Origin of the sequence: Thalassotalea fonticola, from assembly GCF_032911225.1 — a bacterium.
Taxonomy (GTDB): Bacteria; Pseudomonadota; Gammaproteobacteria; order Enterobacterales; family Alteromonadaceae; genus Thalassotalea_A; species Thalassotalea_A fonticola.
The window spans coordinates 1,277,420-1,297,355 of the sequence record NZ_CP136600.1 but is presented as its reverse complement, the minus strand read 5'-3'; the positions used below and the strand labels follow the sequence as shown (position 1 = coordinate 1,297,355).

The window sequence follows — 19,936 nt, the reverse complement described above, 5'->3', positions numbered from 1 at the left end:
ACATATTTAAATGAATAAACTGTTTTTAATGATATTGAAGGATACAAAATGAATAAAGTAGTATTAGCAACAGCGCTTAGTTTAAATCTTTTAACGTTTTCAGCTATGGCTGGAGATACAGTTTCAACTTTGGACCAGTTTTATGCCAAAGGCGGTACGGTAGTAACAGAAGATAACTACCCAACGCTTGAAACATCACGACAAATGCTGAAAAACCAAGATCTTGTTGGGGTTAATAACCTATTACATAAACGCGAATTAACACCTACAGACCAACAACCTGTGGTTCGAATGAATCGTGATACCTATTATTCAATGGCGGTAGTTGATGTATCTAAAGGCGCTTATATTACAATGCCTGATATCCCTAAGGGGAAGTATATGTCAGTGCAACCAGTGACTGAAGATCATCGTATTCAAGCGATGCAATATGGGTCTGGTACGTTCAATTTAACAACACACACAGGAAACCACCTTTATTTAGTTATTCGCTTAGATGCGACTTTCTCTAAAGAAGAAGCTCATAAAATACAAGATCAAATGAAAATCACGGCGAAATCAAATAATAAGTTTGAATCGATGCAAGTAGATAAAACGTCGTTCCATAATGTTGAAAATGGCTTAAAAGCGCAAATGCCTGCGCTGCTTAAAAAGGAAGGTGCTGAAGCACTTTATGGTATGTTTACCGATCCTAGTGACTCTTCAAAAGAGTTATTTACCAAACAAAAATATGGTATTGGTGCGGCTATAGGTTGGGGCGGCGCTCAACTTAAAGATAACGTGTACGAAGTTTCGGGTAACTACCCGATGGATAAATGTCATCAAGCTACTTTTGAAGACCCTAAAAATAAAGCGTTTTGGTCTATCACTGTTTATGATAAAAATGGTTTTATGTTTAACGACCTTGCTAACTTAAGTTCAAATACAGCAAAACCAAATAAGGATGGCACTTACACAATTAGTTTTGGTTGTGGCAGCGACGCACTTAATAACATTGCCACTGAAAACGCTACAGGGGTTTTCAATCTAGGTATTCGTCACTACATTCCATCAGATCGAGTTAAAGATGATGGCTACCGTTTACTACCATTGGTAAAGTTAAATAATAGCTAACCATTATTTAACTAACCTGAAGCAAAACAAAAGAGGGCCTTTTTATAGGCCTTCTTTTATGTCCACTTAGAAGCCTATCTAAGAGGTGCAACGTTCAGAGCCGAACATGTGCATACCGACCTAAATTCAGTAATATTAAAAGGGGTAATTTGGTCAATATCTTTAATATGTTTTATTGTTGTTATCAGAAGCCAAACTACGCTAAAAGATCAAAGTTAAAATACATTATAGATAGTAACCTGGTGCTTTAATATTTTTCAGGATTAAGCTTTATTGAAAGTTAAAATATTGATATGTTGGCCATCGACTTTGTTTTTCAATATTACTTCAACTAAACACTTACCATCCTGCATCGACTACAAACGATGAAGGATTTGTTGAACTAAGATTACAATGTTAAAGAAGCAGCCAAGTCGGTAGGCTTCAATCATATGGGGCGAGCACCCAATCAGTTTAAACTTCATTTTGATTATTCAGCCAAAAATCATCAAAGGTTTTTCAATAGTCATTTCATTAGTTGGCTTTAGCGCCAAACAATTATCCAAATTACGAACTTTTTATCAAAAAACTGGTAAAAAAAGTAACCTGAACTAATATTTCTATTTATAAAAAGCTTTAACTTTTTAGACACTTGCGAATAAAAAAACATACAAAATGTAAGTTCTATTAAAGAAAGCCAGGCTTTCAACAAACGTTGTGAACATAAGTAGCAGGAAAGGGAGTTAAAATGTCATGCACATTCCAAATTATAGCATTACTAAGTATATCCTTAGGTATCAGTTTTCCAACCATTGCAAACCAGAAGGAGCAATCAACTGAGCTAGCTCAGGAAATTGCCAACCATTTAACCACCATATTCATGGTACCCATTCAGTTTGAATATAAGGAAAGATAGCGCAATAAATATAAGTGATATTAATTAAAGTGATAATTCAATATGCGCCGTGTGCATAATGCTAATCATTTAAAGATATTGGATAGTAATTGGCCAAATGACTATATTATCGTCAGTTAATTATTATCCAACCCCTAGAAGGATTATGAGTATGTTTAAATCACCGAAGAAAGTACTATTTACTGCAATGTTCGCTGTTAGCTCTATGAGTATGGCTCATGCGGCAACTTATGAAGCCAAAGTTCCAGATTCTATTATTACACCGAATAAAGTAGAGTCTAAATATTTAGGAGCAATGAACTACACAGATGGCGCGCCAAGTTTAAGCACACACGAGAAGGCTCGTGACTTTGTTGACACGGCAGACGCTGTTCGCGTATTTTTATCTGGTATTCCGGTAGCATCTATTTACGGCTTATTACAAGGCCATGTAAGCATAGGTATGGAACCCAACCGTACCATAGGTATTTCTGAAGGCTTACTAAACGCTAAAAGCATTTGGTTAACGGCCAATACAACAACACCTTACGTTTCAGGTGAAGTTGATGTTAAAGGTGGCCCGGTTGTTCTTGAAGTGGGCAGCCCTATTCTAGGTCTGGTAGATAATGCCGCATTTAAATTCGTGTCACGAGTTGGTGTGACTCACCCACAAGATAAAGGGAAAGGGGGTAAATACTTCTTCTACCATAGCTCATACAAAGGCGAACTACCTAAAGGCTATATACACGTAAAAACTGAAGGCTACAGACACTGGTTGTTATTCCGTATTATCACTACGCCTAAAACAATGAAGGCTGACGTCCAAACACTTAAAGATACGATGAAGCTTTATTCATACGGTAAAGAAGAACGTACTAATTTCGTAGACTTTTCGGGTGTTCAGTACAACACAGTACATGCCATGGATGAGAGCTTCTACGACGAAGTTAATGCTCTAATACAACACGAGCCTTCTGCAGTATTTGATCAGGAGTGGTTATCACTTGCTAAACGATTAGGCATTGAAAAAGGTAAACCGTTTAAGCCTGATACGAGAATGCAAGGGATTTTAGAAGAAGCATCTAAAATAGCGACTGCTGATGCACGTAGCTACTATTTCCATCCAGATGAGTCTGTTACAACTTATGACGATCGTAAATGGTTTACGCCATTAGTTAACGGCCATTTATTTATAGATAACGAACATGGGGTAGTCAATGCCAATGATCGCGCAATGTTCCATTTCATGGCAACCGGTATTACACCAGATATGGTCACTAAAACGGTTGGCGCTGGTTCGGATTACCGCTTAGCAACTCGCGATGTTGAAAACAATCTATTAGATGGTTCAAAATACTATACCGTGACGTTGCCAGCAGATGCACCTGTAACAAAATTCTGGTCTTTTATGGTTTACGATAATCAAACCCGTTCTATGCTTGAAACTGATCAGGTTTCATCTGGGATCGACGGCCTTAACAAAAGTGTTAAGAAAAATGCTGACGGTACTATAACCATTCATTTTGCTCCAAAAGCGCCAAAAGGTGCTGAAGGTAACTGGGTTCAAACAATTGAAGGAAAAGGCTACAACGTGATTTTCCGAGTATATGGTCCAACTGAAACATGGTTTGATAAATCATGGAAACCAAGTGACTTCCACTTAGTAAAATAAACAGCCCCGACCTGGAATAGGTTGACGGTTTTTAATGAAAGTCCAAGGTCACTTCATGAGCCCTTGGACTTTTTTGTAGTTGATTGTAGTTTCATTGGAAGCTAAAAGGTGTTTCAATTTTTACCCTGCTCTTTACAACCTTATCAACTTTGAACTGTCATACTGCTTTAACCACTTAAATAGATTATTGATTAAAGTTTGATAAATTATCTATTAATAATTTCTTAAACCAAGCGTGTGCAGCACTGTCTTGTGTGCGTTTATGCTCGACTAAATAGAACTTAAGTCGCTCTCTTTTGGGCAAATCAAAGTGAAATACTGGAACATATTTAGCAACAGTATTTGTTTTTGAAGCAAGTTTTTCTGGAGCTATAAGCAAATTATCTGTTGTTTGTAATATATCAAGTATCACTTGTAATTGGTGACTTGAAAATTTAATTTTACGCTCTACTCCTTTTTTGATAAGAAAGCTCTCTACGGGATGAGAAAAAGCCACCTTTGAGTGTGACTCCACAATTAGGTTTACAAATTGATATTGTAGGCAATCCTCTAAAGTAACCTTATCTTTTGAGGCTAACGAGTGTTGAAGCCCTGCATAGATACTTAAGTCTACATTTCCTAGGTAAGTTGCACTAAATAATGCAGGCACATCACTAGATGAATAAATCGCAAAATCTAATTCACCATTCTCCATCAACTGAAATGGATTAGACATTGGAGGATGCTCACTAATACTGACATTGGGAGCATCAATAGTAAGCCGTTCATATAAATCTAAAATGCAACCGTGAGCTAATAATGGCGGAATAGATATAGAAAAGGTTTTATCACATAAAGCAGCACTAAAATCTGGTAAACTAACGAGCTTTTCCAATCGGGCAATAATATGGGGCAATTGTTTACCAAGATATTGCGCCTTCTCTGTAGGCATCATGCCATCGCTAGTTCGATAAAACATTGGATCGTCAAATGTATCTCTGAGCCTTTGCAATGTTTTGCTCATCGCTGGTTGACTGATAAATAACTTATCAGCAGCTCGACTCACATTACGTTCTTTTAACAGTACACTTAAAGCTATAAGCAAATTTAAATCTATCCTGGATAGTATTTGTTCACTTTCCACTTTACCTACTATTCCATTTGGTTATATTTGTTAATAATAATAACTCATTTTTCAAATAATACAACGATGTATATACTAGCCCCATCTGAACAAATGTTGAACAGTCTAATTTGAAATAAATAGACGGTTTAATTAAAACCAAGGGCTATGCTCTTAGATGTTTTTAGCGCTGACTGGAGTTTTAACTTTAAATTTCAGTACGGACATTTTTTATTAGCATTCTTAACAAACTACACTATAGTTTATTATGAATATCAATTACTTAAGCTTTAAAAGGTAACAACATGAATTTTAAGACTTCCATTATTGCATTATCAATCACGGCAATTTTTACAACATACGCGCCAATCGCGAGCTCAGAGACGGCTAAATCATTAACTGTAAATGAAGAAAACTTCACTCATGCTGAGACTTCTCGTAACTTTCGTAATTGGACTGCGCTAGGTGCAAACAAACAATTTGCAAAAATGAAAGGCTTACCGCCTCGCGGAAAGGATGCACCAACCGTGCAAATGAACGATGATACTCTTTACGGTATTGCAATTGTGAAAGCTGTAGATGGTAAAGTAACCTTTAACATTCCAGAAACAAATAACTATATGGCTGTGCAAGTAATAACTGAGCGTGGTCATGGTCAGCACTATGTTGTTGAAGATGGTAACTATAGTTTACCAGTTGAGTCAGGCTACTCTTTCTTCATTTACCGCTCAGGCACCGAAAAAGGTATTGAAAATGCGCGTGCACAATTAGAAAAAGTGGATGTTAGCCAGTTTAACTTTGCTGTCAACTACCAAGTTCAACCTTACAATTACGAAGAAGTAGAGGCGTGGGTAAAAAAATACACGCAAGAGGTAAATAATATGAGTAAGTTTACTTATACCTTTCCACGTACTTCAGATAAGGTCACAGATCTTCACCAGTGGAACTTAGAAAATGCTGCTGGTTGGGGGGGGGCAAGTCCAGAAGCCATGGTCGGTAATAAATATGCAAACAGCCCAAAAATGAAAGCAAGTATTTGTTATACATCAACCTTTGAAGATCCTAAAAACAAGTTTTTCACTTCAATTACCGCTTATGATAGCAGCAAGTACTTAATGGAAGGGGTTAACAATGTTAACTCTCATAGGTGGGAGAAAAATAATGACGGGACTATTACCATTTCATTTAACTGTGGTGACAATGCAAAAAATAACATTGACACCAAAGGAAATGATTTCACCTTTACCTCACGCCACTATGGTGTGAACCAAAAAGTCATGGATTCACCTGAAGACCCAATCATAGCAGCTGTAAAAGCTCAAAAGTGATAGTTGCCTATCAGTAGAAAACCAACCTTCTTGGTTGGTTTTTTGAGTCTTTTAAACCCTCAGAAAGTTTAATGTTAATGACAAAAATCTGATTCTTTTAGGAATACTAATGAGTGACACCTTAAATATAATCAAGCAGTTACAAGGCCAAATGGAAAAATCTGTTATTGGTCAAAAACATATGGTTAAAACCTTATTAATTTCGCTTTTAACAAATGGTAATGTTCTGCTAGAAGGCCTTCCCGGAACAGCCAAAACTCGCTCGATCAAAGCTCTCGCTAAAGCCTTGTCGGTTGACCTAGGTCGTGTCCAGTTTACCCCTGATTTATTACCTTCAGATGTAACGGGAACAGAGGTTTATCAAGAAGTAGATGGCAAACCCACGTTAACGTTCCAACCGGGGCCAGTATTTAACAACTTGCTGCTGGCCGATGAAATTAATCGCTCACCAGCGAAAGTACAAGCTGCTCTGTTAGAAGCTATGGAAGAAAGGCAAATTACCGTTGCTGGTAAAACTCATAAATTGCCCGAACTATTTATGGTCTTAGCAACTCAAAACCCAGTGGAGCAAGAAGGAACCTATCCACTACCAGAAGCACAAATGGATCGTTTTCTCATGAAGATCAACTTGGATTATCCTGATAAAGCGGCTGAAGCCCAAATTATTAAATTAGTTCGTGGGGAAGAAAAACCAACCCAAGAATCATTTGAACCGATTGATCCACAGTGTATTTTTGATGCTAGAGAACAAGTCCAAGATATTTACTGCGGTGATGCTGTACTTGATTACATGGTGTCTGTTGTTATTTCAACACGTGAGCCACAGATATACCCTGATTCACCGTTATCAAAATGGATACGAGTCGGTTCGAGTCCACGTGCAAGCTTGGCATTAGATAAAAGCGCACGTGCAATGGCTTGGTTAAATGGTAAAGACTTTGTTGATCCTGATGATATTCGTCAAGTTGTTCATGCTGTGTTACGCCACCGATTAATGCTGAGCTATGATGCTCTTGCTGAAGGCATTACGCCCGACCAAGTAATTGATGAAATATTAAAGCAAGTTGCAGTGGCTTAACCTGCAAGGTTTAATTGCTTATTTATGATGACCTGAGAGACTCTACACATGGCGACTACACCAGAAAAAGTAGAAGAAATTGATCTTAATATCTATACCAATTTAGATGTGCTTACACGCCTACAATTTAAAGCACGTGGCTTTTCATTCAGCCCCAAGCAACCAATTAATAGTATTTTGGCAGGTAAGAATGTATCTAAACTGAGAGGTCGCGGTCTAAACTTTGAAGAGATGCGCCAGTACCAGTTGGGCGACGATATACGCACCATGGACTGGAAAGTCACTATGCGAACTGGCAAACCACACGTAAAAGTGTATACAGAGGAGCGCGAACGCAACGTGTTTTTGTTGGTCGATCAACGCCAATCTATGTTCTTTGGTAGCAAGGGCAAAACCAAATCAGTTATCGCCGCTGAAATCGCTGCTCTGGCAGCTTGGCGTACGCTAGAAGCTACAGATCGAGTCGGTGGTATTGTCTTTAATAGCGAAAACAGCCTGACCATTCTTCCCAAACGCAGTAAGCATCATGTGTTGCAGTTTTTAGCTGAGATTTGTAAGCAAAACCGAGCATTAAGCAGTGGTGTGGCCAATACCAACATCAGTTTGTCATTAGAAAACATGTTTGAACAAACGTTGAGAATTGTTGGTCACGATGCTTTAGTTATTTTTATAAGTGACGGCATGGGGTGGAATGATAAATGTGCAGAGTTAGTTAAAACCATTAGCCAACACAACGATATTATTTGCTGTCATGTTACTGACCCACTAGAACACCAATTAGCTAGCATGAAGCAAATGGTAGTCAGTGACGGTGCTATGCAAATAGAAGTTTCCTCAGACAAAGCACAATTGAAACAAGCTTTCCAACAGGATGTTAGGCAGGCAATTGATAACTTTAGAGTAACTGCACGTAAATACCGAATACCGCTTCTACCTTTCAATACTTTACTTCCTACTGAAAAGCAGCTTAGGAAGGCGTTAGGTTTAGTGATTGGTTAATGGTAGTAGGAATAATTTGAATTATGCAAATGCAAGAAAATAGCTCGTTTACTCCAAAAAATGGCAACCCCATGCTTGAAGAGTTTCTAGAAGTATCTCCCCCTGATAACATTAGCTGGTGGCCTGAAACACTCGGCTGGCAAATATTACTGTTTCTTTTTGTATTATTTATCTTTTATCGCTTTTACCTTGTATTCAAACATTTCATGGACAATGCCTACAGGCGCTGGGCTAACCAACAATTAGGGCTACTAACACAAAGCACTGAAGATATTCAAAAGTTGCCAATTTTACTCAAAAAAACCGCTGTTTATGGATATAAAAGAGAAAGTGTCGCTGACCTTACTGGTTTGGCTTTTGAAACTTGGCTAGATCAAGAATGTCCAAAATCAGAGTTTTCTAAAACACCAATCGCAGGATTGCTTAACCACTTATCTTATAGCCCCGCACCGGTGTTAACAACCGAGCAGTTTAATAAACTTAAACAACAAATAAGTCATTGGATAAAATATCATCAGGGGGAATCATGATTGAACTCGCCCACCCTTGGTTGCTTTGCCTGATTGGGTTGCCTCTGCTTGTTTATTGGTTGTTCCCAACGTATAAAGAGCAAAAAGACTCGGTTCAAGTGCCTTATTTTCAGCGACTAGCTGCAGTATCAGGAGAGCAACCTAAGCAAGGTGCAGTGCAACTTAATCGCCGCATCTTACAGCGTGTTTTGTTGGTTATTGGCTGGGTTGCTTTAGTGGTAGCTGTTGCCAAACCTGAATGGGTTGGTGACCCTGTAGAGCAGAAAAAATCAGCTCGAGAAGTCATGTTTGCCCTGGATTTATCAGGTTCTATGTCTGAACAAGATTTTACTGATCAAGCGGGGAATAAAATTAGCCGTTTAGAAGCGGCCAAGAATGTATTAAATGAGTTTGCTAGTCGACGTCAACATGATCGATTAGGCTTAATCCTTTTTGCTGATGCTCCTTATTTACAGGCTCCATTTACAGAAGATATTACGACTTGGCAGCAATTACTCAACCAAACTAAATTAGGCTATGCGGGATTCAAAACAACATTTGGTGATGCAATTGGTTTAGCTATTAATATTTTTAAACAAGACAGTAAGAAACAACGGGTACTTATTCTACTTACCGATGGTGAGGATACAGGCTCAGCTATGCCGCCAATCAAAGCAGCTGAAATAGCAGCCCAAAATGAAATCAAGATTTACACCATCGCCGTTGGTGATCCTGCTAGTGAAGGCGACTATAAAATGGATATTAAAACCCTTGAAAATGTCGCCAGTGTTACTGGCGGAAAAAACTTCCAAGCACTCAACAAAGCAGAGTTAAGCCAAGCATACGATACAATTGATGAACTAGAACAAGAGCTTTATGAAACAACCTCATATCGTCCAAGAACCAGCCTGCATCACTGGACAATTGGTATTTATTTTGTCACAAACCTACTTATTGCCATTATATTTTTAATGGCTAAATTGCTTATGAGAAAACAGGCTCTATTGTTGTCAGAGCCATCAAATGAAGCAGCAGATAATGTGGGTGAGGTGAACCGTGCCTGATTTATTGCTTAATGTTATTGATAACCTAGCCTTGCATCAATTGGCCGATTTTCATTTTATACGCCCCTGGTGGCTACTGGCCATCATTCCTCTGTATTTATTTATGCGCTTTGTGGTCAAGAGTGAAGATTCATTGTCGCAATGGCAAGATCACATGTCAGATACCATGATTTACCACTTAGCCATCAAAGAACAACAAAAAAGGCGGCTCACTCCCAAAAAATTATTTATGCTGTTTGCTGTGCTCATCACGCTCGTCATGGCAGGACCAACATGGCAACAACAACCTACGCCATTTTTTACTGATGAATCGGTGCTGATTATTGGCTTAGATGTTTCAGCGAGTATGAACTCTAGCGATGTGCAACCGTCAAGACTACTTCGTGCCAAGCAAAAAGTTAATGAGGTATTACAAAAGCGAGGAGACGCAAAAACAGCTCTAATTGCTTTTGCAGGCTCTGCTCATGTTGCTATGCCAATTACTCAAGACAAAGAAATGATACGTCATTTTCTCGATGTCTTAGATAGCAGCATCATGCCAGCAAGTGGTAAAGTACCACAATCCGTATTACCTGCAGCAGAAACTTTATTGGCGCAAGTCAAAGCACCATCAAGTATTTTGCTGTTAACCGATCAAACCAACCAACTAGCAGTTAACGGCTTTAAAAACTTATTAACAGGCACTCCCCATCAAATGGTTGTCTGGGCGATTGGTGAAAATCCAGATAGCGGTTTGGCCAGTAGCACAGGGTTAAGCGCGAGTGACTTAAGCTTGCTTGAAGAGTTAGCGAACGCCGGCAATGGTAATATGGTGCCTTTTACTCATAACTCTGATGATGTAGAAATGGTATTACGTTCACTGAACAACACCTTGCAAAATGTTGATGACAACTCATTGCCTTGGTTCGATGCGGGCTACTTATTATTGTTTTTACTGATCCCATTGCAAGCTCTTTGGTTTAGAAAAGGATGGACAATGCAATGGTAGATAATGTCAACATCGCAACTCAGCTTCCTAATACCAGTGCTTTTGCTAAATTTGGAAATAATATTAAAGCTTACAAATCGCGCTGGTTATTAACAGTTATTTTGCTAATTACGACAATAATTTATAGTAACCCGCAGGCATTTATTAATTTATGGCTTAGCCGAGATCAACAAGCCATGCTTATGATTGAACGTGAAGAGTTTGGCAAAGCAGCACTGACTTTCTCCGAACAACATTGGGTCGCTTATAGCTATTATGCCAACGGTGAATTTTTACAAGCTGCAATGGTTTTTTCTCAAATCCCGGGTGAAGTAGCATTATTTGGCGAAGCTAATGCGCTGGCACATGCGGGCAATATCAACTTGGCCATTATAAAATATGAAAAACTTATAGAAAATAATGGGCAACATGTTCATGCTCAGCATAACTTAGCGATTGTAAAAGAAGTGGCAAAGAATCAGGTAAAAACTGAAGCGAAAGGTGGAGGAGGGCCATCACCTGACAACGCGGTACAAATGAGTGAAGAAGAATTGGCGAAAATTAAAGACAAGCCACAAAAAAATCAAACAAAGCTGACAGGAGAAATGTGGCTGCAGCAAGTAGAGCAAAATCCAACTAAATTTTTGCAGAAGAAGTTCCAACAGGAGTATATTGATGCAAACCGTTAAAGCACTATATCAATACTCTTGTCAATCAGTATCCAAGTTGCTGTTTATCGCTTTATTAGTGACTTTTAGTACTATTAGTTCAGCGAATACACCGCTATCTGTTGAAGATTTAATGCAAAGTGGTGCTCTAAAGGTATCAATAAGCCTAAAAGAACAAAGCCAAATTGTGCCTCGCCAGCAAGCTATTTTAGAAATAGAGTTAATCAGTTCTCATGACTTTAGCAACAATATGAAAATTGACTTTTTCAATATCGATAATGCCATTGTCGCCAAATCTTTTGCTAAAACAGGCTTTAAAATAGAAGCCATAGAAGGAAAAGAATGGTATATCCAAACCAAAGAAGTCGCTCTGTACCCACTAAAAGAGGGAGAGTATAACGTAGCCTCAATTGCTGCAGAAGCTTTCATTAACGTCGAAGGAAAAGTGGTTTCTGGTAAAATACAGACACCACCATACAAATTTAATATCACTCGGCCCGAGAAACTTGAAGGGATAAAACATTATATTGCTAGTTCGAAATTGGAAGTTGTCCGTGAAATTACCAAGCAACCTGAACAAGCGCTAACCATTGGTAGCGCTATTACCATAAAACGAGAGTTCCACGGTGATAATTTACATGGCGTTATGTTACTTGACCTTGAGCCTATTCAATTTGACGGTGCGCAGATTTATGAAAAACCAGCTAACAAATCTGATGGTTACGATGTACTCGACGACATAAGTCAGGCTCACTTAACCTCGTCAGTTACATTAATTTTTCAGCAAGAAGGACTCTTTAAACTTCCTGCTGAAACCGTCCTTTGGTGGGACACGACCAAAAAACAACTTAAGACTGTGACAGTGCCAGAGATGAGCTTTCAAGTGGGAGAGTCTACCGATGAAATCATCGCGAATGTACCACAAAAAGCAGAAAGTCAAAAACCAACTAGCACATCAATTATCAATTGGTGGTTGGTTATAATGATTTCTACTGCTCTTTTGTTTGTTTTGGCGATAATGAAAGTCATCAAGAACAACAAACAAATAATAGCCGCTCATTTTAATCAAAGTACACATTATAAGAAGTTAGTTAACCGATACCTATACGCTATTGAACATAGTGAGCACCAAATAGCACTAGCCTGCTTATACCAAATTGCCGATATTAAACATAATAACAATACGGCACTTAAGGCTCTGGTTAAAAATGATGAAGAACAAGCAACACTTCAGTTACTATTTACTTCAGCCTATTATAAAAAACAGGTGACAGACTCTATTTCAAAGCAAAGAGCCAAAGCGCTGTTACAAACCATTATCAATAAAAAATTTGAAACTCATTTTTTTACACCAGTTAAATTTGATATGAAGTTAAATTAAAAATCGTCTAACTGGTGGTTGTTACAGAGGTTTATGTTACATACTGCAATGCAAAAGCTAACGGGAATAAATGAGTGGGCAGCGTTCGTTGAATGGCATTCAGGGAAGGGATTTAAAGCAGCAATGAACCTTATAACTAAGTATCTATCAATTCCTATATTTTTCAGCCTATTAATTGCCTGTTATGCAATGAGTACAGGTAAACATAATCAAGATAACTTTTTTGGGTTACTAGTTTGTGGTTGTTACCTCCAACCCCTTCAGGTCTTCCAATACAGTTGATGGCATATTGGATTTAGCGAGTAATGATAGTATATGAAATCATTAACTATTAATCACATTGTATTTTAACTGGATTTGTTAATAACCTTATGTTTTTGTGATGCTTTACTGATTTTTATTTGAATTTTTAACTTAGTGAACTATGTTTATTAATGATAATAAAAATTATATTCAGCAATGAGAACTCAAATCCACTTTGCGCATAACTTCATGCTTCACTCATAACCTTAACGTATAATGCATAATAAAAATAAGCAATTATCCAGATGTAAATTGTATGTGTATCATTTAATCGAATTATTTAATCGAGGAAACTCAAATGGCTAAATTTTCTAAAAAATTAACCGCACTAGCGATATCTACTGTTTTGGCTACATCTTTTCTTTTACCTTTTGAATCAATGGCGAAAGAGCAACCGACGAAAGGGTTCAACGAAACAATACCGACTGAAATTATGACGCCTAATACAGTAGAAACAAGTATAGGTGAATTAAAGTTTTACGATGGTATTCCTACGGATGAAACCTTACAAAAAGTATATGACAACTTAGATTTTATTCGAGGGGTTGATGTTTTTTTAAACTTTATTCCTGCAACATCTGTTGAAGGTATCCGCCTAGGAATGAAGAGTGTAGGTGTTGATGACTCTAATGAAGTATTAGTATTTGATGACTTGATGGATTCTACTCCATTATTTTTAACGGGTAATACTGATACTGTTTATGCTGCAGCCATGCTTGATTTAGAAAGAGATGGCGTGACCGTAGTAGAAATTCCTGCAGGAGCTGGACCGGGTACGGTCAACGATGCGTTTTTCCGTTTTGTTGTTGATATGGGGGCGCCTGGACCAGATGCAAAGAAAGGTGGTACTTACATTATTTTACCACCAGATTATAAAGGTGACTTAACCCCAACATTAAATGGCATGCAACACCGTGGTAAAGATACCCGTGCAACAGTAATGGTTGGTGATAAAGAAACAAAAGTCTGGATTGCACAATCAACCAGTTATAACAACTGGCTGATATTGCGTGGTTTCTTAAAAGACGGTAAACCTGATCATGCATCAAAGATGTGGCGTACAGGCTTAAAGATATACCCTCTTAAAGATGCTAAAAATCCAAAAGAAATGAAGTTTACTAATGGCTCTGGAAAATTCTTTAATACCGTTCATGCAAACGACTATAAGTTTTATGAAGAGCTATGGCATGTACTACAAAAAGAACCTGTTTCATTCTTAGATCCAGAGCTACGCGGTCAAGCCGCTGCAATTGGCTTACAAAAAGGCAAGCCTTTCAAGCCTGATGCTCGGATGAAAGCTATTTTGCAAGATGCAGTAGAGGTGGGTAATGCAACTGCGCGTAGTATTGCTTTTAAAACACGTGATGAAACCGCTTATTTATTTGAAGGTAAGCAGTGGTTTACTGGCTTTATCGGCCGTGACTATCAATGGTTGAAAGATGGCGGCGAAGGTGGTCGTAATATGGATGCACGTACATTATTTTTCTATTTAGCCACGGTAAATACACCTGCAATGGCATTACAAATTCCAGGTGTTGGCTCTAATTATGCGATGACTACCGGCGATCAAAGTGGTGAAATTTTATATGGTGAAAAAACCTACCAAGTGACACTGCCTGCTGATGCTCCGGCAAAAGATTTTTGGTCGATGGTAGCATATGACCCACAAACACGTTCTGAATTGCAAGTACCAGGTGGCTCAAAGTATCCGAGTAAGAATAATAAACGAGATGACTTAGTGTATAACGAAGATGGCTCGGTGACATTATACTTTGGTCCTCAGCTGCCAAATGGAAAACCATCAGCAAACTTTACTGAAACCACTCCTGGTAAGGCATGGTTTGCAATGTTACGTTTATACGGGCCATTACAACCATGGTTTGATAAAACATGGGCACCAAGTGATTTTACGTTAGTAAAGTAGAATTATGTAACTTAGGTTAATTACAACTTAGTCAGGTATATCAATAAACTGCTGGTATGCCTGCTCTTTGTTACGGGGATAAAAAATGACCAAAATAATATTAGCATTAATGTTAAGTGCACTGAGTTTAAACGTTTTCGCCGCCAAAGAACAATCTACCGATGAAGTCGCAAAAGAGCTGGCTAACCCAACTTCGGCGCTGGCAAGCTTACATTTTAAATTTCAAACCCGTACATTTGAAGGTGATTTACCAAACGCAGATGAACAACAAAGTAATTCAATTTTATTTCAACCGTCAATGCCTTTTCCTTTAGATAACGGGGCAAAAATACTATTTAGACCGGCTATCCCTTTTTACTTAGATACTCCTGTTTTTAAAGGCGCAGACTTTAGCGATGAAAGTGGCATTGGCGATTCAAGTATTGATTTAATGTATTCACCAAAAGCTGTTGATGGGGTATCTCATGCGTTTGGTACTTATATAACATTACCTACCGGAGATGAAAAAATTGGCCAAGGTGAAACAACCACATTAGGCCCAGAGTATTATTATGTAAAAATGAACCCAACCAGCGCAGTAGGGCTGTTAGCGTTCCACCATTGGGATGTTGCTGGTGATGTTGATGTCAGTCAGTCTACGTCGCAAATATTCCTTGTGGCGTTACCTGGTGGTGGCTGGAACTATGGTACTCAACCAACTTTCACTTATGATTGGGAAGGTGAGCAGTGGACTGTACCACTGAATTTTAATGTAGGCAGAACGGTACAATGGAATGAACGGCCTTGGAAGTTAAGTGTTGAACTTGATTACTATGTTGAAAAAAATGAAGATTTTGGTCCAGACTGGATGCTGACTTTCAGAATTTCGCCAGTGGTTGAAAATGTCATGGCAGATTGGTTTTAGGCTGAATTCATGTAGTGGCAAAGCTTTATAGGTTAAATTTTAAATTAATTCGCATTATTCATAACACAAATTAATTCAGAGAACTATTTGTCGTCTGCATAGCAGTCACCTAAATATTTTAGATGCTTCATGCTAATTCCCCGCGCCAATGCCAAATTTAGTCAAGATATTATAAAAGTACCTCATTAGAGGTACTTTTTTTGTTAATTGTTTCTAATCGTTTATCTTTCAATTACATATAGATTTATCTATGCTAACTTTTATATATGCAAAAATATCTTGTTCCTATTAAGCCGAGTAATTTAGTAAGCCGAGAACGCTTAATAAATAAAATTACTAATAAGATCGCTATGAATACTAAATTAGTATTCATTAAGGCGCCAGGTGGTTATGGTAAAACCTATTTAATGACCGAGTTTGCCCATCTTTTTGAAAAAGAAGGCAAAGGGGTTGTATGGCTTAGTTGTAACGCTGATGATAATAGTTTTGATTATTTCGCGGTATATTTTTTAAATGAATTGCGATCGCAAAAACTTATTGATGACACTCTTGTTTATGATGAAAACATATCTTTTGTGCGTTTTAGCCATAGATTGTTTGAGCAATTAGAAGCAACAGAGCAAGACATTTGTTTTTTCTTTGATGATCTGCATTTAATTAATGATGCCAGTGTTATTGATTTTATTAGTGAGCTCTGCCTGCAGTCACCAAGAAATATTCAGGTGATTGTTGCCAGTAGAATAGACCCGCCATTTGCGACTGCCAAAGGGGTGATTTCTGAAAAAATAATTAAAATTAATCAGCAAGATTTATCATTCTCCAGCGATGAAATTAAGCATATCTCCGAGTTGTCCTCACTCAATACCTTATCTGATGATGAAATCGATTTAGTCGTAAATCGCACCGGTGGTTGGCCTGCAATTGTTGGACCGAGTATTTACAGTGATGATTGGCATGTAAAATCGCGTGACTGGGTAAAAGAATTCTCTAATACCAATACCTCTTTAGCGGAATACTTTTATCAAGATATTTTGTCAGCTTTGAGCGAGCAAGAGCAGCAAGATGTAATTTCGTTATCGATCACTGAATATTTATCCGACGATTTAATTAAGGCATTAATTGGTAAAGAAAACTTTAGTAAACGTATTATTAATGTTATCCCCATTACCCAATTTAATGATCCATCCTTGCCAGCTCAAATGCAGTCTTTCTCTATTCATCCGTTGATGCGAGAATTTTTAAAAAAACAATTAAAAGAAAGCCCACAAATAAACAGTTTTAAGCTGCATCAAAATGCAGCTCACTGGCTGTTAAAACAGCAACGTCATGTTGAAGCCGCTGAACAGTTCATTAAAGCGGAACTGTTTGAGGCTGCAGTGAATATTATAGAAGACAGAGGTCTTGAAATTATTGCCAGTGGTAATTTTCCCGGTTTTAAAAAGTTGATCAGGAAGATTCCGATGTCGGTATTAAACACCAACCCGTTTATATTGGTATTGCTTGGTTGGATTTACGCGTTAAATTATCAACACAAAAATGCTCATAATGTTGTTTTATCGATGAAAAAGATTGTTGAAGACAACCCTGAACTCGCGGCAGATTATCATAGCCCATTAATTGCAATAAGCGGTGCTATGGGACTTTTCAATGATACCGTATTTGATCATGAAGACATATTTAGAGCAGAAATGGCGAAAAGCCCATTACCTCTGCCTTATGCAGAAAACTCAATACGAGCGGAATATTGCCTGTTAGCTATGCATAACAATGATTTTGAGTTGGTAAATAGTTTAATCAATGATTCTGAGTTTTTCGCCCGTGGCGGGCAACTATTTTATAGCACAGTAGTGATAAAAGTTTCGCAGACTGTAATGGAGTTATCTTTCGGTAACTTAGATAAAGCGTTGCAAGTGTGTGATTATCTAGATCATTTTATTGCTAATCAAGATGGACACTATTTGGTTGATAATATTATTACCGTGTTACGAGGCATTATTGCTTATTATCAGGGCAACTTAGAAAGCAGCAAAGCAGCGTTTAGTAAGTCTGGAGCGATAGTTAGCTATCTTTCTGAGCCTAGTTTTTTATCTTGGTATTATGCCGCACACTTGCAATTGCTCACTGATTTAGGCGAGCAAGAGCAAAAAGAAATTTTGATGGAGCAATTTCGGGAGTTGGTAAAACCCCGTCAGTTAACCTTATCGAAAGTGTCTTTGGTTTATGAGGTTATTGAACACTACTTTGCTTATGGCAATCGTGATGATGCTTTAAATTTATATCAAAACTTCAAACAACAAATGGCTGAAAATCAATACCAAACTGGCCACACTATAGTTAACGAAGCTCTTGTAGATTCTTTAGTATTAATTGATGCAGGGGATTATGAGCAAGCGAAACAAATCATTTCTGAGCAAAGCAAATATTACGAAGATGCGGGTAGAGTATTAGCGCAATTAAAGTGTTTATTGTCTTTAGTGAATATTTATATTACCTGTGAAAACACTGCTTTGGCTAAAACTAATTTGAAGAAGGCAATTGCTATTGCCGCTAATAAAAAGCTGCTACAACCTTTCGCGCGTCTCAACAGTATTGCCATTGGTTATTTGCAAGACTGGTCTAACAATGAACTTTCACCAACTCGTAAAGCATTTATTATTAAAATATGTGAATCCTTTGAAGGGCAAGGGGGGGAGCAAAGCTTTGATGCGAACAGCTTTGAACAGCTCACCAAAAAAGAGCAAAGTGTTATGGAGCTTTTAGGGCAGGGCTTTTCTAACCAACAAATAGCCGACGAGCTGTTTTTATCTATCAATACGGTGAAATCACATTTAAAGGTTGCCTATAAAAAGCTTGGCGTGAGCAACCGCATTCAGGCGACAAAACTCTTTACTCGAATCAATTTTAATGGCTAAAAACTAATTTATTTACTTTTTGATTGAGCAAATTGTCGTCTATAACTCATAGGTGGTAGGCCTGTTTGGTTACTAAACAGCTTTGAAAATGTACTGCGGTCTTTATATCCTACTTTGTCAATAATTTGCTCTAAACTGAACTCGCTGTTTTCCAGTAAATACTTGGCCCGGTTTATTCTTAAATTTTGTATGTACTTAATCGGCGTAACCGCTAAAACGTCTTTGAACTGACGGGTTAGTGTTCGTTCCGTACAGGCAATATGCTTGGCTAAATCTTTTGCCGTGAACGTTTCATGCAAATGCTCATTAATCCATTGCTGAGCATTTTGCACCAACCGATTATTGTGTTCGCGCGCAAGGTTGAGCAGTTGCTCTGGCGACACATGCACAGTGCGAGTATCAATCAACATGGCTTTTGCTGTTTGTTGCACGATGAACTCTGAGGTAAACCGTTTTAATAACGTTAAACCTAACTGAAAGTGAGAAGTAGCGGCACCGGCAGTGAGTATATTACTGTCTTCAACGATCAGTTCATCAAAACTAAGCGTAATGTTTGTATAGCGCTGTTTAAATAAATGTTCTAACCACCAAATACTGGTACAGCGCTTATTTGTTAATAACCCCGATTCAGCTAAAAAAAATGTCGAAGTGCAATTCGCGCAAATAATAGCGCCTTGTTTATGTTGAAGTTTAAGCCAGTGGTATAAATTTTGTTGTTTAACGAGTTTACTACTAAAGTTTTTTACTCCCTTATAGTAAATTCCAGGGATAAAAATCACATCAAATTCTTCAAGTGCTTGCTGAGAGGTTTCAACTAATGGCTCATCCATAGATAGACCATTACTGGTCTGGATTTTTTCTTGGCCACTAGTAAAAAATTGCCAACTAAAAAACGGCGTATCATCGCCAGATTCCTTGGCAATGTATGCATTAGCAACAACTAAAACATCCACTAAACCATGTAGACTCGAGCCATAACAACCATCAAGAGCAATAATGGCAAACTTAATCATGTAATATGCTCATTTGTCCAATATCCCCACAAAGTTGTCATTTATAATGATATTAACCACAAGCAATGAAATTTACAATCATCTTATACCATTCTGCATAAGTATATAGTCAGATCAGTGCTTAT

General features: G+C 37.9%; 15 protein-coding genes. 13 read left to right on the top strand and 2 right to left on the bottom strand.

Annotated features, from left to right (window positions below; genetic code table 11):
- Window positions 1-48: 48 nt before the first annotated feature.
- Window positions 49-1,113, top strand: a complete 1,065-nt coding sequence (locus tag RI844_RS05325) for a DUF1254 domain-containing protein (RefSeq protein ID WP_348397411.1) — start codon at window positions 49-51, stop codon at window positions 1,111-1,113.
- A 1,040-nt stretch (window positions 1,114-2,153) separates the two neighbouring features.
- Window positions 2,154-3,659 (top strand): DUF1254 domain-containing protein, encoded by a 1,506-nt coding sequence (locus tag RI844_RS05320; RefSeq protein ID WP_348397410.1) that lies wholly within the window; start codon window positions 2,154-2,156, stop codon window positions 3,657-3,659.
- Between the two features lie 184 nt (window positions 3,660-3,843).
- Here the strand turns inward: RI844_RS05320 and RI844_RS05315 are convergent, their stop codons facing one another.
- Window positions 3,844-4,782: a LysR family transcriptional regulator gene (locus RI844_RS05315; RefSeq protein WP_348397409.1), complete on the bottom strand. Its 939-nt coding sequence runs from the start codon at window positions 4,780-4,782 to the stop codon at window positions 3,844-3,846.
- A 284-nt stretch (window positions 4,783-5,066) separates the two neighbouring features.
- Here RI844_RS05315 and RI844_RS05310 point away from each other — a divergent pair, with 284 nt between their 5' ends.
- The 11 genes from RI844_RS05310 to RI844_RS05260 all read left to right on the top strand — a co-directional run bounded on the left by RI844_RS05310 (window position 5,067) and on the right by RI844_RS05260 (window position 18,798).
- Entirely contained in the window at window positions 5,067-6,089 is a 1,023-nt protein-coding gene (locus tag RI844_RS05310; RefSeq protein WP_348397408.1) for a hypothetical protein, read from the top strand.
- 109 nt (window positions 6,090-6,198) lie between these two features.
- Window positions 6,199-7,167, top strand: a complete 969-nt coding sequence (locus RI844_RS05305; protein WP_348397407.1) for an AAA family ATPase — start codon at window positions 6,199-6,201, stop codon at window positions 7,165-7,167.
- A gap of 48 nt (window positions 7,168-7,215) precedes the next feature.
- Window positions 7,216-8,166, top strand: coding sequence for a DUF58 domain-containing protein (locus RI844_RS05300; RefSeq protein ID WP_348397406.1), 951 nt, complete (start codon window positions 7,216-7,218; stop codon window positions 8,164-8,166).
- Between the two features lie 23 nt (window positions 8,167-8,189).
- A complete protein-coding gene (locus tag RI844_RS05295; protein WP_348397405.1) occupies window positions 8,190-8,696 on the top strand; it encodes a DUF4381 domain-containing protein in 507 nt (168 codons plus the stop codon).
- The gene (locus RI844_RS05290; protein ID WP_348397404.1) at window positions 8,693-9,739 is read left to right on the top strand and encodes a vWA domain-containing protein; all 1,047 of its coding nucleotides are present in this window, start codon (window positions 8,693-8,695) and stop codon (window positions 9,737-9,739) included. Before RI844_RS05295 ends, RI844_RS05290 begins: the two co-directional genes overlap by 4 nt.
- Window positions 9,732-10,727, top strand: a complete 996-nt coding sequence (locus RI844_RS05285) for a VWA domain-containing protein (RefSeq protein ID WP_348397403.1) — start codon at window positions 9,732-9,734, stop codon at window positions 10,725-10,727. The genes RI844_RS05290 and RI844_RS05285 overlap by 8 nt, the downstream gene beginning before the upstream one ends.
- On the top strand, window positions 10,721-11,395 hold the full coding sequence (locus RI844_RS05280) for a hypothetical protein (protein WP_348397402.1): 675 nt from the start codon (window positions 10,721-10,723) through the stop codon (window positions 11,393-11,395). The genes RI844_RS05285 and RI844_RS05280 overlap by 7 nt, the downstream gene beginning before the upstream one ends.
- Window positions 11,382-12,755 (top strand): hypothetical protein, encoded by a 1,374-nt coding sequence (locus RI844_RS05275; RefSeq protein ID WP_348397401.1) that lies wholly within the window; start codon window positions 11,382-11,384, stop codon window positions 12,753-12,755. Before RI844_RS05280 ends, RI844_RS05275 begins: the two co-directional genes overlap by 14 nt.
- 601 nt (window positions 12,756-13,356) lie before the next feature.
- Window positions 13,357-14,982, top strand: coding sequence for a DUF1254 domain-containing protein (locus RI844_RS05270; protein ID WP_348397400.1), 1,626 nt, complete (start codon window positions 13,357-13,359; stop codon window positions 14,980-14,982).
- Window positions 14,983-15,067: 85 nt separating this feature from the next.
- A complete protein-coding gene (locus RI844_RS05265) occupies window positions 15,068-15,886 on the top strand; it encodes a hypothetical protein (protein ID WP_348397399.1) in 819 nt (272 codons plus the stop codon).
- 350 nt (window positions 15,887-16,236) lie between these two features.
- Window positions 16,237-18,798, top strand: coding sequence for a LuxR C-terminal-related transcriptional regulator (locus tag RI844_RS05260; protein ID WP_348397398.1), 2,562 nt, complete (start codon window positions 16,237-16,239; stop codon window positions 18,796-18,798).
- A gap of 8 nt (window positions 18,799-18,806) precedes the next feature.
- Here the strand turns inward: RI844_RS05260 and RI844_RS05255 are convergent, their stop codons facing one another.
- Window positions 18,807-19,811, bottom strand: coding sequence for a GlxA family transcriptional regulator (locus RI844_RS05255; RefSeq protein WP_348397397.1), 1,005 nt, complete (start codon window positions 19,809-19,811; stop codon window positions 18,807-18,809).
- Window positions 19,812-19,936: the final 125 nt, after the last annotated feature.

Coding starts and splice junctions, on each gene's coding strand:
- RI844_RS05325 (WP_348397411.1), top strand. CDS start 49: ATGAATAAAGTAGTATTAGCAACAGCGCTTAGTTTAAATCTTTTAACG.
- RI844_RS05320 (WP_348397410.1), top strand. CDS start 2,154: ATGAGTATGTTTAAATCACCGAAGAAAGTACTATTTACTGCAATGTTC.
- RI844_RS05310 (WP_348397408.1), top strand. CDS start 5,067: ATGAATTTTAAGACTTCCATTATTGCATTATCAATCACGGCAATTTTT.
- RI844_RS05305 (WP_348397407.1), top strand. CDS start 6,199: ATGAGTGACACCTTAAATATAATCAAGCAGTTACAAGGCCAAATGGAA.
- RI844_RS05300 (WP_348397406.1), top strand. CDS start 7,216: ATGGCGACTACACCAGAAAAAGTAGAAGAAATTGATCTTAATATCTAT.
- RI844_RS05295 (WP_348397405.1), top strand. CDS start 8,190: ATGCAAATGCAAGAAAATAGCTCGTTTACTCCAAAAAATGGCAACCCC.
- RI844_RS05290 (WP_348397404.1), top strand. CDS start 8,693: ATGATTGAACTCGCCCACCCTTGGTTGCTTTGCCTGATTGGGTTGCCT.
- RI844_RS05280 (WP_348397402.1), top strand. CDS start 10,721: ATGGTAGATAATGTCAACATCGCAACTCAGCTTCCTAATACCAGTGCT.
- RI844_RS05275 (WP_348397401.1), top strand. CDS start 11,382: ATGCAAACCGTTAAAGCACTATATCAATACTCTTGTCAATCAGTATCC.
- RI844_RS05270 (WP_348397400.1), top strand. CDS start 13,357: ATGGCTAAATTTTCTAAAAAATTAACCGCACTAGCGATATCTACTGTT.
- RI844_RS05265 (WP_348397399.1), top strand. CDS start 15,068: ATGACCAAAATAATATTAGCATTAATGTTAAGTGCACTGAGTTTAAAC.
- RI844_RS05260 (WP_348397398.1), top strand. CDS start 16,237: ATGAATACTAAATTAGTATTCATTAAGGCGCCAGGTGGTTATGGTAAA.
- RI844_RS05255 (WP_348397397.1), bottom strand. CDS start 19,811: ATGATTAAGTTTGCCATTATTGCTCTTGATGGTTGTTATGGCTCGAGT.